A 13776-nucleotide genomic window follows, 5' to 3' on the forward strand; every position below is an offset into this window, starting at 1 on the left:
GTAACCAATCTTCAAAACACAGGAAGGCAAATGTGGGAGGGAGCAAGCCCCCTCCCACAGTTTGAGTGGCGTCAGACTTTGAATTGACGCAGCAGGCCGTCGAGCTGCTCGCTCAACCCGCGCAAGTGTGCGCTGGCCACGCTGGACTGTTCGGCCGCCACTGCCGTGTTGTGGGACAACCCGGCGGCCTGGGTCACGTTCTGGTTGATGTCCTCGACCACGTGGGCCTGTTGCAGGGTGGCGCTGGCGATCGAGGCATTCAGGCCATTGAGGTTGCGCAGGGCCTGGCCGATGGCGGTGAGGCTGGCCCCGGCCTGGCCGGCCTGTTCGATGGTCAGTTGCGACGCGCTGTGGCTGTCGCTGATGACCTTGACCGCCGCTTCCGAGTGACCTTGCAGACGCTCGATCATGACCTGGATTTCAGCAGTGGATTTCTGCGTGCGTTGGGCCAGCAGCCGCACTTCGTCCGCCACCACCGCAAACCCGCGGCCTTGCTCACCGGCGCGCGCGGCTTCGATGGCGGCGTTGAGGGCGAGGAGGTTGGTCTGGTCAGCGATGGAGCGGATCACTTCGAGCACGCCACCGATCTGCGTGCTTTCGCTCGACAGGGTGCGAATCACTTCCACGGCCTGGCTGATGGTGGTGGACAGTTGGTCGATCTGCTGCAAGCTGCTGTCGATGTTCACTTGACCTTGCTCGGCCTGGGCCTGGGCATCGCGCATTTCGCTGGCGGCGTGCTCGGCATTCTTGGCCACGTCCTGCACGCCGTAGGTGACTTCATTGACCGCGGTGGCCACCAGTTCCATCTGTTGCGACTGTTGCTGGCTGCGGTCGTGGGCCTGGCTGGCGTTGTTGCCCAGCTCAGTGGAGGACTGGCCCAGCGCATTCGCGCACATCTGCAACTGGCCGACGACGTGGCGCAGCTTGGCGGTGAAGCTGTTGAAGTGCTGGGACAGTTGGGTGACTTCGTCACGGCCATGGGTGTCGAGGCTGCGCGTCAGGTCGCTCTCGCCGCTGGCGATATTGGCCATGGCATTCACGGCGGCCTGCAGCGGGCGCACGATGCTGCGCACAATCAACGAGACCAGGAGGGCCATGACCACGGCGATGCCCAGGCCGACACCCGAGGCTTTCCACACTTGCGCGTTGAATTCGGCTTGCACGTCATCCACATACACGCCGGAGCCGATGATCCAGCCCCACGGTTCGAACAACTGGATATACGAGGTTTTTTCTATCGGCGTATCGGCACCCGGCTTCGGCCAGCGGTAATTGACGATACCGGCACCCTTGGCCTTGGCCAGGCTCACGAACTCGTTGAATATTGCAAAGCCGTCCGGGTCGCGAATCGACGAGAGGTTCTGGCCATCGAGCTTGGGGTTGGCCGGGTGCATGATCATCACCGGCGTCAGGTCGTTGATCCAGAAATATTCGTCTTTGTTATAGCGCAGGCCGCGCACCGCGCTCAGGGCTTGTTTCTGTGCCGCTTCACGGGGCATGACGCCGCTGGTTTCGAGGCCGTGATAAAACGTCAGGATTCCACTGGCGGTCTGTACGACGTGTCGGGTCTGCAGGCTTTTGGCTTGATAGAGGTCGTCATGGATCTGTTTGAGCATCAGCAAACCCAGGGCCAACAGCATCAACACGGCGACTACCAGGATCAACCAGAGACGGCGGCTGATCGACATATTGCGTAAACTGTTCATCGTCCTGTCACTCCGTGCTTTTTATAATTCTCGGCGTTGCATCGACTTTTACGCCTTGTCTGATAGGCTTTCGGCCCGAAATCGAAAAACCTGAGTACTGCCTGATTTTTCACGGAATTTTTGCAGACCGGCGTTGAATATCAACACCGGGCCTTTAGTGCGCTCAACGTCAGTGAACCATTAAAAAGACTAACGAGGCTTGTCTTAGCGCAAGACCTTTGGGGGAAGTATGGATTTGTGGACCGCCGCACAGGCGTTGATACTCGGCGTGGTAGAAGGGCTGACGGAGTTTTTGCCGATCTCCAGTACCGGCCACCAGATTATCGTCGCCGACTTGCTCGACTTTGGCGGCGAACGCGCCATGGCGTTCAACATCATCATTCAGCTCGGCGCGATTCTGGCGGTGGTCTGGGAGTTTCGCCGCAAGATCCTCGACGTGGTGACCGGTTTGCCGACCCAGCGCAATGCACAGCGCTTTACCGTCAACCTGCTGATCGCGTTCCTGCCGGCCGTGGTGCTGGGGGTGATTTTCGCTGATCTGATTCACCATTACCTGTTCAACCCGATCACCGTCGCCACGGCGTTGGTGGTGGGCGGCATCGTGATGTTGTGGGCCGAGCGGCGCGAGCATGAAGTGCATGCCGAGAGCGTCGATGAGATCAGCTGGAAGGATGCGCTCAAGGTCGGTTTTGCCCAGTGCCTGGCGATGATCCCGGGCACCTCGCGCTCTGGCTCGACCATTATCGGCGGCCTGCTGTTCGGCCTGTCGCGCAAGACCGCCACCGAGTTTTCGTTCTTTCTGGCCATGCCGACCATGGTCGGTGCGGCGGTGTATTCGGGCTACAAGTACCGTGACCTGTTCCAGCCGGCTGACCTGCCGGTGTTCGCCATCGGGTTTGTCACCTCGTTCATCTTCGCGATGATTGCGGTCAAGGGCCTGCTCAAGTTCATCGCCAGCCATAGCTATGCGGCATTTGCCTGGTATCGGATTGCATTCGGCTTGCTGATCCTGGCGACCTGGCAGTTTGGCTGGATCGATTGGTCCGCGGCCAAGGCATGATGATTCAGCACCCACGCCTGAAGGCGCTGATCTTTGCGCTGTTGTGCGCGGCGCCATTATTGGGCTCGGTATTGGTGTGGCATCGCGGCGAGACCGTGCTGCCGCTGGCGGCCTATGGCGTGGTCAGCGTGATCGCGTTTTTGCTGTACTGGAGCGACAAGCACAAGGCGCGCACCGACGCTCGGCGCATTCCCGAAAACATCCTGCACGCCGTCGAGCTGGCGGGCGGATGGCCGGGGGCGCTGATTGCCCAGCAGGTGTTCCGGCACAAGACGCGCAAGGTCTCGTATCAGGTGCTGTTCTGGGCAATCGTGCTGTTGCATCAGGTGTTCTGGCTTGACCAGTTGTTCCTCAGCGGCACGCTGGGGTCAGTCCTCTAGCAACAACCCGACCTGCGTGCGCTTGGGCAACTTGCTCACCACCAACTGGTGAGAGCGCTGCAACAGGCCACGCAACTCCTCGGTGCCCAGCGGGTAGGGCGTGTTCATGATGATCCACTGCGCGCGCGCCAGGTACGGCGCCGGGTGGATGCCCGGGCGGTCCACATGGCCGAGGAACAGTTCCTTGTCGACCTTGAACGCCAACGAGTCACCCCGCAGGTTCTGCAAGGCGAACATCTTGTTGCCGGCAATCGAAAACACTCGCACGCCACCCCATTTATAGTCTTCCCGCGCGCCGGGCAGGCTCAGGCAGAAGTGCGCGACTTGTTCTTCGGTCATGCTCATAACAGGCGGTCTCCACAGCTTTTAAAGCCTTCTTCCAGGTAATCGATCCACGCGCGAATCGCCGGCAGCACGCCACGGCGATGCGGGTACACGGCCTGCAACCAGCCGCCCGGCAGCGACCATTGCGGCAGCAGTTGCACCAGTTGGCCGCTGGCCAGTTCTTCTTCGCAATACATCATCGGCAGCACGGTGAAGCCCAGGCCCTTGAGTGCGCTGGCTTTGCGCACAATGAAATCATCGATGCCCAGGCGGGCTTCCATCACCAGGTCTTCGGCGTTGCCTTGGGGGTCGAGCAGGCGCAGGTGGACCATGCGGTCGGCTTCCAGGGCGCCGAGCACCGGCAATTGCTTGAGGTCGTCGAGGTTGTCGACCTGTCGGCCGCGCATGAAGTCCGGGCTGGCGACCAGCAGCGTCTGGGCCTGGCGCAGGCGCTTGGTGACCAGCAGCGGGTCTTCATCGCCGAGCTCGCGCACCCGCAACGCCACGTCAATGCCTTCGGCCACCAGGTCGACGCGGCGGTTGACCGGGGTCATTTCCAACTGCACCTGGGGGTGGGCGGCGAGAAACCCGGCGACCAGCTCCGGCAGGATGTGCTGGGCCATGCCCACCGGGCAACTGACCCGCAGCCGCCCGCGGGGTTCGCTGGACATGCTGGCCACGGCCTCGTCGGCCATTTCCGCTTCCAGCAGCATCGCCTGGCAATGGCGCAGGTAACGCTCGCCGACGGCGGTCAGGGTCAGTTGCCGGGTGGTGCGCTGCAGCAGACGCGCGCCAAGGCGTTCTTCCAGCTCGGCGATCCGCCGCGACAGGCGTGACTTGGGAATCCCCAGCAGGCGCCCGGCCGCCGCGAAGCCGCCGGCTTCCACGACTTTGGCAAAATAGTAGAGGTCATTGAGGTCTTGCATGCTCAGCCTATTGTCCTGTCAGTAGGACGAACTATCGCATTTCAACTACCTTATCGGCTATTGGTTTCATGCGTAGGCTTAACACCATCTGATTCGCATCGCTGATCTTATTTGGAGCTTACCCATGAAACTGTTGCACATCGATTCCAGCATCCTCGGCGACAACTCGGCTTCGCGCCAGCTCAGTGCCGGCGTGGTCAAGGCCTGGCAAGCGGCCGAGCCGGGTGTGGAAGTGACTTACCGTGACCTGGCCAGCGAAGGCATCAACCACTTCTCCGGCGCCACCCTGGCTGCGCTGGGCACGCCGGCCGAACTGCGCGACGCCGCGCAGCAGCACGAAGCCGACCTCAGCGCGTCGACCCTGGCTGAATTCCTCGCCGCCGACGCCGTGGTGCTGGGCGCACCGATGTACAACTTCACCATCCCGTCCCAGCTCAAGGCCTGGATCGACCGCATTGCAGTGGCCGGCCAGACCTTCCGCTACACCGAAGCCGGCCCGGAAGGCCTGTGCGGCAACAAGAAAGTCATCATCGTCTCCACGTCCGGCGGCCTGCATGTTGGCCAGGCAACCGGCGTGGCCCACGAGGAATACTTGAAAGTCATGCTGGGCTTCCTCGGCATCACCGACATCGAATTCGTCCGCGCCCAGGGCCTGGCGTATGGCGATGAGTTCCGCAGCAAGTCCCTGAGCGACGCGAACGTTGTCATCAACGAACAATTGTTCGCCGCCGCGTAAGACTTGTGTAAATTTCGCTGTTGCTCGGTTTCAATCTGAAGCCGGGCGCCTAAACTCTGTATTCTGCTCGCCTGAACGCGACCGGAGTACGGAGTTTTTTCGTTGGCCCGCTGTCTTTACTTTGGCCCAGGTTATGCACGCATGGGTTTATCACTCGGTGCGAGTACCTTGAACCATGGACATCTTGAATAGACATGCCGGTTATCGCGCAGCAAAGGTGGACATCCTCATGATGCGTCTTTGTGCTGTTTTGGTTCTTTCCCTGCTTGGCGGCCTGGTTTCAGTGCACGCCGCGCCTGCGCCGCACCCGCATTGGAGTGTGGGCTTCCACCGCATGAGTTTTCTCGACCCGCTGGATCTGCAGCCGATGAATGCCATCGCGTTCTATCCGTCCACCGACGTTGAGCACACCACCCGGGTGGGTGGGTATCACGTGGCCGCCACGGAAGATTCGAAGATCGCTATCGGCCGTTTCCCGATGCTGATGCTGTCCCACGGCAACACAGGGACGCCGCTGGCCCTGCATGACCTGGCGACCTCCCTGGCGCGCAAGGGCTTTGTAGTCGTGGCGGTGCTGCACCCCGGCGACAACTACAAGGATCACAGCCGCCTGGGCACGTTGAGCAACCTGTATGGGCGGCCGATCCAGATTTCCGAAGCGATCACCGCGACCCTGGGCGACCCGATGCTGTCACCGTTCGTCAACGTCGACCAAGTGGGTGTCATCGGCTACTCGGCCGGTGGCGAAACCGCGTTGATCCTGGCGGGCGCCAAGCCCGATTTCGACCGCCTGCGCCGCTATTGCCAGGAGCGTCCGGAAGACCGCGACGCCTGCACCACCAAAGGCGAGCTGGTGGTGGACCGTGATGACCTGCAGCCACAAGCCGACCCACGTATTCACGCGTTGATGTTGATGGCGCCGTTGAGCTTGATGTTCGGGCGCCACACCCTGGCCGACGTCCACGTGCCGGTGCTGCTCTATAGCGGTGATGGCGACAAGCTGGTGGCGGTGGACAAGAACGCCGCCGCCCTGGCGCGCAAGCTGCCCGAACCGCCGGACTTCAAATTGCTGGCCGGGGCCGGGCATTTCGTGTTCATGGCGCCCTGCGACAGCGATCAACTGGCGCTGATGCCGGCGATCTGCACCGATGCCGATGGCGTCGACCGCGAAGGCATTCACCGCGATCTGACCTCCGAAGCCGGGCGCTTTTTCGCTCACACCCTCGGGCGATCCACCCGTGCCGGCCTGCAGACGGCGGATCAGTAAGCGCGACGTTTGAGCAGCAAAGTCACGCCCAAGGCGCTGAGTGACAGCAGTGCGGCGCAGAAGAAGATCCAGCCGTAGCCGAGGTTCAACGCCACCGCCCCCATCAAGGGCCCGGCAATCGCCAGGGCCAGGTCGAAAAACACGGCGTAGGCACTCAGCCCCGCGCCACGGCTGCTGTTGGGCACCTGCTTGATCGCTTCCACGCCCAGCGCCGGGTACACCAGCGACAAACCGAAGCCGGTCAGCCCTGCACCGATCAATGCCACGCCGGTAGACGGCGCGAGCCACAACAGCGTCAGGCCCAGGGTCTCGATGATCATGCACCCAATCGCTGCGCGGAAGCCGCCAAAGCGGCTGATGGCCGAGATAAACACCAGGCGCGAAACGATGAAACACACGCCAAATACCGTCAAGCAATAGGCCGCGCCTGCCCAGCCGCGATTGAGGTAGTACAGGGTGATAAAGGTGGTCAGGGTGCCGTAGCCGATGGACGCCAGGCACAGGCTGGCGCCAAACGGGGCGATACGCCCGAACACCGCCCAGAACGGCAGGCGCTCGCCGCGGACCACCGGCACGGACGGTTTATTGCGGATCAGCACCAGGCCGAGCGCCGCCAGCACCGACAGGGCGATGCCAAGGCTGTTGTAGCCGTATTCGGCGACCATTACCACGCCCAGCGGCGCGCCAATCGCGATGGCGCCGTAGGACGCAATGCCGTTCCAGGAAATCGAGCGCCCCGTATGCTCGGCGCCGACCTGGCCCATGCACCAACTGATGGTGCCCACGCCAATCAGGCCCTGGGCCACGCCGAGCAACAAACGAGCGACGATCAGGATGCCCAGGCTCAACAGCGGCAGGCTTTGCAGCAGTGTTGCCAGCAGCGTCAGCCCGCCGCTGGCCAGGATGCCGCCCAGGCCGAGCACGATTGCACGTTTGGTGCCCACGTTATCGGACATGCGCCCGGCCATGGGGCGGCTGAGCAGGGTGGCGAGGTATTGCGAACCGATGGTCAGCCCGGCCACCACCGCGCTGAAACCCAGTTGCTCGTGTACGTAGCCTGGGATCACCGCGATCGGCAGGCCGATGCAGATAAAGGCAATAAAGGTGTAGAAGACGATGGAGACGATCTGCAGGGTGATCGACAGTGAACTCGGGGCGGCGGCAGACATGAGCACTCGTTCGCGGGCGGGCGGTGAGGGCATCATCGCAAGGGCTCGGGGGAAAAGAAAGCACCCTAACTATCAACCCGGCTGGCCGACAGATACAAAAAAGCCCCGTCGCAGTGGACGGGGCTTTTTCTTGTCGCTAACAGCTGCTCGCGGTGCTTAGAAGACCACGCCTTGGCTGCGCAGGTAGTCGTCATAGGTGCCGCTGAAGTCGATCACGCCGTTGGCGCTCAACTCGATGATGCGGGTGGCCAGGGACGATACGAACTCACGGTCGTGGCTGACGAAGATCAGCGTGCCCGGGTAGTTTTCCAGTGCCAGGTTCAGCGCTTCGATGGATTCCATGTCCAAGTGGTTGGTCGGTTCGTCCATGATCAGCACGTTCGGCTTTTGCAGGATCAGCTTGCCGAACAGCATGCGACCTTGTTCGCCACCGGAGATGACCTTGACCGACTTGAGGATCTCGTCGTTGGAAAACAGCATGCGCCCCAGGGTGCCGCGGATCACTTGCTCGCCCTGTGTCCACTGGCCCATCCAGTCGAACAGGCTCATGTCGTCTTCGAAGTCGTGGGCGTGGTCCTGGGCGTAGTAGCCCAGTTCGGCGGCGTCGGTCCACTTGATGCTGCCGGCATCCGGCGTCAGTTCGTTGACCAGGGTACGCAGCAGGGTGGTCTTGCCGATACCGTTCGGGCCGATGATCGCCACGCGCTCGCCGGCTTCAACCTGAAAGCTGAAGTCCTTGAACAGCGGCTTGCCGTCGAAGCCTTTGGCCATGCGATCGACGATGACCGCCTGGCGGTGCAGCTTTTTGGTTTGTTCGAAACGGATGAACGGGCTCACACGGCTCGAAGGCTTGACCTCGGCCAGCTGGATCTTGTCGATCGCCTTGGCACGGGAAGTGGCCTGCTTGGCTTTCGAGGCGTTGGCCGAGAAGCGGCTGACGAAGGATTGCAGTTCGGAGATCTGCGCTTTTTTCTTGGCGTTGTCCGACAGCAGTTGCTCGCGGGACTGGGTCGCCACGGTCATGTACTCGTCGTAGTTGCCCGGGAACAGGCGCAACTCGCCGTAGTCCAGGTCAGCCATGTGGGTACATACGCTGTTCAGGAAGTGACGGTCGTGAGAGATGATGATCATCAGGCTGGAGCGCTGGGTCAGGATGTTTTCCAGCCAGCGGATGGTGTTGATGTCCAAGTGGTTGGTCGGTTCGTCGAGCAACAGCACTTCAGGGTCGGAGAACAGCGCCTGGGCCAGCAATACGCGCAGTTTCCAGCCGGGGGACACTTCGCTCATCGGGCCGAAGTGCTGTTCCAGGGGAATACCCAGGCCCAGCAGCAGTTCACCGGCGCGGGATTCGGCGGTGTAGCCGTCCATCTCGGCGAACTCGGTTTCCAGCTCGGCCACGGCCATGCCGTCGTCTTCGCTCATTTCCGGCAGCGAGTAGATGCGATCGCGCTCGGCCTTGACCTTCCACAGTTCTTCGTGACCCATGATCACGGTGTCGAGCACGGTGAATTCTTCGTAGGCGAACTGGTCCTGGCGCAGTTTACCCAGGCGCACGTTCGGTTCCAGCATGACCTGGCCACCGGACGGATCCAGGTCGCCACCGAGGATTTTCATGAAGGTCGACTTGCCGCAACCGTTGGCACCGATCAAACCATAACGGTTACCGGCGCCGAATTTGACCGAGACATTCTCGAAGAGCGGCTTGGCGCCGAACTGCATGGTGATGTTAGCTGTGGAGATCAATTACTTTACCTATCAATAGCTTAGGGTGCGCTTATTTGAGCTGGGACCAATTTGGGACCAATCTGGAGCTCTTCCGATTCGCTCCAGTCCGAGCTTGGGTTGATCCAACGCGCATAAGTCGAGAGCAGCATCTGCGCACGATGGCCGAGCTGCTGGGAAATGAAGGCGGGGTTCATGCCAGACATACTGCATATTGTCGCATAGGTGTGACGACAGTTGTATGGCGGTCGACGACGGATGTTCAATGCTTTCGGTGTTGGAGTCCCCTGTAGTGCAGCTCGGTCGTCTGCTTCACGCTCTGCGAGTGCGTCGGTGGCGGGAAAAACCAACGGCGTTTCACGCACCGTCCAAGCAGATATCCGTGCGCTTCGCGTATTTGAGGGGGAGGGCGCCGTGAGGGTAGGGCTGGGGCTCCGTTCGTACAGCGATTGTTTACAGATTCACACGCAAAAATTACTTATTAATACAGTTCCTGTTCCAGCAAAACTTGATACTGCACAGGCTTAAAGCCCTGGCAGGTTATCCAAAAGGGCAATGTCATTTTGGTAAGACAGGAACCATGTCCATGCATCTCCCTCGTATCCTCATTAGTGTCAGTTTGTCCACTGTGTTGCTTGGACTGATCGGTTGCGCACCGACGGCGATAGTGGGGCCCGCCGCCAACACCGTGCGCGTCACTCATAACGAACCTGGCGCCGAGTGCCAGTTCTTGGGAGATGTTACGGGTAGTCAGGGCGACTTTCTGTTTGGCAGCATCACTGGGAACGCGAACCTGGAGACCGGAGCCCGTAACGATCTGAAAAATAAAGCCGCAGCGATGGGGGGCAATCGGGTTTATCTGCTCACTGAGCGAGCGGGCCAAACCGGTTCGGACAAGCGATTGGAGCAAACCAACGTAACCCTTTCAGGAAACGTTTATCGCTGCCCTTGACGGTGAGCCTGGTCGGTTGCCACGCCTAAGTTGAGGGAGATCAGTAATTATCGGTCGGATAAAAGCTCCAGTCGGAACCGCAACTTGTTGGCTGGACGAAATGCGGATCGCTCAATTGCTGCCGCATAAGTGAATCCCCGTTTAACCACGCGTAGTCGATAGAGCAGAGTCGTATGGCTGGCTAAACCAGCGACTTTTGAATTTGATGATCAAATGTCTCTAGAAAGTCGTGCATGCTGAGTTCTCCGAGATCTACGGTTTTAGCGCCGCCGGCCGCGATAAAGGTTACGTCAGTGATACCCAGGACGTTCAGGATCAGTTTCAAATAGTGAGTCGCAATGTCACGGTCTTTAATCGGCGAGTCGTCGGTATATACACCTCCCGAGGCGAGCAGCACTGTTGCTTTTTTACCGGTCACCAGTCCTTTGCCATCAACGCCCAGGGTCAGGCCTTTACGCACCACATGATCGACCCAGGCCTTGAGTGCCGCAGGGACGTTATAGTTGTAGACGGGTGTTGAAATAACCAAGTGATCGGTTTCCAGCAACTCGGCCGCAAGTTCATCGGATAGTTGCAACACCGCTTTCATTTCAGGCGAATGTTGGGGGGCGGGGGTGAAGTAAGCCTGTAACCAGGGGGCTGTCACGAAGGTCAGCGGGGTGTCCGTTAGATCCCGTATTTTGATGGCGCCCCGAGGGTGCGCAGCTTCCCATGCGGCCACGAAGCGGCGAGTGAGCTGTCGGGAAATCGAAGCATCCCCACGTGGGCTGGTTTCAATGGTGAGAAGCCTGGACATGAAAGTAACTCCTGCGCGGTGAGGGGGCGGTATGTTTTGCGTTGTCGCGGTAGGCGATGTGCGACACACTCTACCCAATGCGATCTATAAGCAGGAGTGATGTAAATATGATTGAGTCCATCTGTTTAAGTGATGGAGCATGATCGGAAATCTCAGCCTGGATCAATTGCGGATCCTTGTAACCATTGCCGATACAGGCAGTTTTTCGGCCACGGGACGTCACCTGCGGCGCGCTCAATCTGCCATTAGCCAATCGATTGCCACGCTTGAGTCAGTTCAAGGTGTGAGGCTGTTTGATCGCAGCGGTCATCGTCCAAGGCTCACTGAGGTCGGTAGAGTGCTGGTGGTTCAAGCGCGCGCCGTGCTGGCGAGCGCTGCCCAATTTGAAGCAATGGCTGCAAGTACTGCAGCAGGGGTTGAGCCGGAGTTGGCGCTCGCCATAGACCCTTTAGTCCCCAGCGCCCCGCTCATCGAAAGCCTTGGCGCGCTCCGTGAGGCTTTTCCGCATCTGGCCGTGAGTTTCTCTACAGAAGGCTTAGGCGGCGCTGAGCGCCGATTGCGCAACGGCGATGCGGCACTGGCGCTTTGCACATTGATCCCGACGGTGCCCGACGATATCACCGCGCTGGCGCTGCTCAGCGTCGACTTGAGGCCAGTCGTCGCCAGCGGGCATCCCTTGGCCATGTTAGGCCGCCGGGCAACACGGGCAGACCTCAAGCCCTATGTGCAACTGGTGCTTTCCGATCCGGTTTCTCCCGACGGCCCTAGCTATGGGGTGACGGGCAGTCACCAGTGGCGGTTTGTCGATTTGGCACGGCGCCTGGATTTCTTACTCGCCGGGTTCGGTTGGTGCCGAATGCCCGAGCATCTGATTGCGGATCATCTGGCTTCAGGGCGCCTCCGGCCGCTTGAGTTAACCGCCGAACTTCAACGCACACCAGACACACTTACGATCTATGCCGCGCACATGCAAAATCGCTCTTTAGGTAAAGCAGGCCGATGGTTGCTGAATGACCTGACCCGTCGTCTGTGCCTGTGAGGGTACGAAGATGACCGAGGTCGGCGGTTTGGTGACCTGGGCCGAGAGATAAGTTCGGCCACAGGCGAGGGTTTCATCTGACGGGCAATTGGCTTATTTTCCGTAGCTCGCTGTAACCGACTTTCTGGAGACGCAATGGACATGCCCTCAGCCCAACAGGCGATTGCCAGTAACAAGGACGCCTGGGACGAATCCGCCCGGCTGCACAAAGACACGGATACCTGGAGGACGCTGCTGGCCTCGGTCGCCGAACCGGATTTTTCGTGCCTGGACCCGACTCTCACCGCCTTGTTGCAAGATGTCGGTGTTGCCGGCAAAGACGTGGTGCAGCTGTGTTGCAACAACGGCCGCGAAAGCTTGTCGTTATTCGGCCTGGGCGCACGCACGGTCGTCGGCGTGGACCAATCCCGTGCCTTTCTCGATCAGGCTCGGGAGCTGGCGGCGCTCTCACCCTACAGCCCGGAATTCATCGAAACCGAGATCCACCATTTGCCCGAGCGTTTGCACGCACGCTTCGATATCGCCCTGGTGACCATCGGCGTATTGGGCTGGATGCCTGATGTGGCGCGGTTCATGCGCCAGGTCGCCACAACGCTGAAGCCCGGCGGCACTCTGGTGATGTACGAAACCCACCCGTTCCTGGAAGTGTTCGACCCGCTGGCAGCCAATCCGCTGCTGCCTGCCAGTTCGTACTTCCAGCGTGAGCCTTTTGTGCTGCAAGAGTCGATCGTCTATGAAGGGCAGAGCGCGGTCGCGGGGCCGACGTCCTACTGGTTTGTACACACGCTGGGCAGTGTGGTCAGCGCAGCGATTGCGGCGCGGTTGCAGATCGCTCATCTGCAAGAATACCCGCATTCAAATCGCGAAGAACTCTACGACCAATACGAGGATCAGGCGGCCCAGTTGCCGCTGTGTTTTACCCTGACGGCGACCAAGCGCCTGCCCTGAGCTGTTTTGCGCGTAAAAAAAAGCCCGCCGGGGGAGGCGGGCTAAGGGATTCACTGGAGTAGGTAGGCTTCACCCTATAGACCGGAAGGTGAATGCCTTGTGAAAATCCCGTCGCAAGTTCAGATGGGCGCGGGGCTCAGGATCGACGCACGAATGTACGCATTGTCTGCCCGGGGCCGGTGCTGAATACACACGGTCGCGGCATGCCTTCATCCGCCGCGATGAATACGAACTCGTCTCCTTCCAGGCGGTAGCTGGCCGGCAGCAGCTTGCCCGCGTCATCCCCCATGGCATCGATCCAGGTGATGCTTTTGGGATGGGTGGTGCTGTCCAGGAAGAATCGGCCGGCCAGTAGTCGTTCGCCATCAACGGTGAGCACTTCAAAGTGATCGTCGGTAATGGTGGTGATTGCACCGGGGGCGCTGTGGGCGTCGGGCGGGTTGAGCACGCCGCTGTCTTCGAGCGAGATCTGCTGCCATGTGCCCTGCAGGGCTTGGTAGTCCGAGTCGGAAATGGATGTCATACAAATTCCTTTTTGTTGAGGCGCATAGCACTGAATAGCGCGACCGAACGGTCAGAAAAAGCCGGGTATATACAGGTTTATCCGTAGGAAGCTTCGTGTTATCAGGCTTTTATCGCGATTTTTTCGAGTGAGAGCAGCTATTTAACAAACTTTTGACTACTCTTGTGACAAGAATATTCCTACTTGATGAACGCCAGTGGCAATGATTGCTTGAATGAAGGGAAACAA

Annotated in this window: 14 protein-coding genes and 1 pseudogene; 7 read left to right on the top strand and 8 right to left on the bottom strand. The window is 60.0% G+C overall.

Translation table 11 applies throughout. From position 1 onward, the window contains the following. Positions 1 to 71 precede the first annotated feature (71 nt). A complete protein-coding gene (locus tag C8K66_RS00060; protein WP_046383217.1) occupies positions 72 to 1706 on the bottom strand; it encodes a methyl-accepting chemotaxis protein in 1635 nt (544 codons plus the stop codon). Positions 1707 to 1935: 229 nt separating this feature from the next. Here C8K66_RS00060 and C8K66_RS00065 point away from each other — a divergent pair, with 229 nt between their 5' ends. Continuing rightward, positions 1936 to 2766, top strand: coding sequence for an undecaprenyl-diphosphate phosphatase (locus C8K66_RS00065; RefSeq protein WP_046383218.1), 831 nt, complete (start codon positions 1936 to 1938; stop codon positions 2764 to 2766). Further along, positions 2763 to 3146 (top strand): DUF1294 domain-containing protein, encoded by a 384-nt coding sequence (locus tag C8K66_RS00070; RefSeq protein ID WP_017847254.1) that lies wholly within the window; start codon positions 2763 to 2765, stop codon positions 3144 to 3146. The genes C8K66_RS00065 and C8K66_RS00070 overlap by 4 nt, the downstream gene beginning before the upstream one ends. Here the strand turns inward: C8K66_RS00070 and C8K66_RS00075 are convergent. Beyond that, the gene (locus C8K66_RS00075) at positions 3135 to 3491 is read right to left on the bottom strand and encodes an MmcQ/YjbR family DNA-binding protein (protein ID WP_046383220.1); all 357 of its coding nucleotides are present in this window, start codon (positions 3489 to 3491) and stop codon (positions 3135 to 3137) included. The two genes, C8K66_RS00070 and C8K66_RS00075, sit on opposite strands and share 12 nt — an antisense overlap. Further along, positions 3488 to 4396, bottom strand: coding sequence for a LysR substrate-binding domain-containing protein (locus tag C8K66_RS00080; RefSeq protein ID WP_046383221.1), 909 nt, complete (start codon positions 4394 to 4396; stop codon positions 3488 to 3490). The genes C8K66_RS00075 and C8K66_RS00080 overlap by 4 nt, the downstream gene beginning before the upstream one ends. 124 nt (positions 4397 to 4520) lie before the next feature. Between C8K66_RS00080 and C8K66_RS00085 the strand changes: the two genes are divergently transcribed. Beyond that, the gene (locus C8K66_RS00085) at positions 4521 to 5132 is read left to right on the top strand and encodes an FMN-dependent NADH-azoreductase (RefSeq protein WP_046383222.1); all 612 of its coding nucleotides are present in this window, start codon (positions 4521 to 4523) and stop codon (positions 5130 to 5132) included. A 229-nt stretch (positions 5133 to 5361) separates the two neighbouring features. Then, a complete protein-coding gene (locus tag C8K66_RS00090) occupies positions 5362 to 6399 on the top strand; it encodes a dienelactone hydrolase (protein ID WP_026140063.1) in 1038 nt (345 codons plus the stop codon). On the opposite strand, the gene C8K66_RS00095 is transcribed toward C8K66_RS00090, so the two are convergent. The 3 genes and pseudogenes from C8K66_RS00095 to C8K66_RS31085 all read right to left on the bottom strand — a co-directional run. Beyond that, positions 6393 to 7568, bottom strand: coding sequence for an MFS transporter (locus C8K66_RS00095; RefSeq protein WP_057005542.1), 1176 nt, complete (start codon positions 7566 to 7568; stop codon positions 6393 to 6395). The genes C8K66_RS00090 and C8K66_RS00095 overlap by 7 nt on opposite strands. Before the next feature lie 156 nt (positions 7569 to 7724). Continuing rightward, complete coding sequence (locus C8K66_RS00100; protein ID WP_026140064.1) at positions 7725 to 9311, bottom strand: ABC-F family ATPase; 1587 nt, start codon at positions 9309 to 9311, stop codon at positions 7725 to 7727. 20 nt (positions 9312 to 9331) lie between these two features. After that, positions 9332 to 9615, bottom strand: a pseudogene (locus tag C8K66_RS31085) (site-specific integrase); the annotation flags it as partial. A gap of 255 nt (positions 9616 to 9870) precedes the next feature. On the opposite strand from C8K66_RS31085, the gene C8K66_RS00110 reads away from it, so the two are divergent. Further along, a complete protein-coding gene (locus tag C8K66_RS00110) occupies positions 9871 to 10242 on the top strand; it encodes a DUF4156 domain-containing protein (protein ID WP_199918374.1) in 372 nt (123 codons plus the stop codon). Between the two features lie 181 nt (positions 10243 to 10423). Here the strand turns inward: C8K66_RS00110 and C8K66_RS00115 are convergent, their stop codons facing one another. Then, entirely contained in the window at positions 10424 to 11038 is a 615-nt protein-coding gene (locus tag C8K66_RS00115) for an FMN-dependent NADH-azoreductase (RefSeq protein ID WP_046383224.1), read from the bottom strand. A 139-nt stretch (positions 11039 to 11177) separates the two neighbouring features. Here C8K66_RS00115 and C8K66_RS00120 point away from each other — a divergent pair, with 139 nt between their 5' ends. After that, positions 11178 to 12077, top strand: a complete 900-nt coding sequence (locus tag C8K66_RS00120) for a LysR family transcriptional regulator (RefSeq protein WP_046383225.1) — start codon at positions 11178 to 11180, stop codon at positions 12075 to 12077. 135 nt (positions 12078 to 12212) lie between these two features. After that, the gene (locus C8K66_RS00125; protein ID WP_046383226.1) at positions 12213 to 13025 is read left to right on the top strand and encodes a bifunctional 2-polyprenyl-6-hydroxyphenol methylase/3-demethylubiquinol 3-O-methyltransferase UbiG; all 813 of its coding nucleotides are present in this window, start codon (positions 12213 to 12215) and stop codon (positions 13023 to 13025) included. A 136-nt stretch (positions 13026 to 13161) separates the two neighbouring features. Here the strand turns inward: C8K66_RS00125 and C8K66_RS00130 are convergent, their stop codons facing one another. Beyond that, positions 13162 to 13548 carry a TIGR03067 domain-containing protein gene (locus C8K66_RS00130; protein WP_046383227.1) on the bottom strand — a complete coding sequence of 129 codons (387 nt, stop codon included), beginning with the start codon at positions 13546 to 13548 and terminating at the stop codon, positions 13162 to 13164. Positions 13549 to 13776: the final 228 nt, after the last annotated feature.

This window comes from Pseudomonas sp. GV105 (assembly GCF_003058185.1).
GTDB lineage: Bacteria > Pseudomonadota > Gammaproteobacteria > Pseudomonadales > Pseudomonadaceae > Aquipseudomonas > Aquipseudomonas veronii.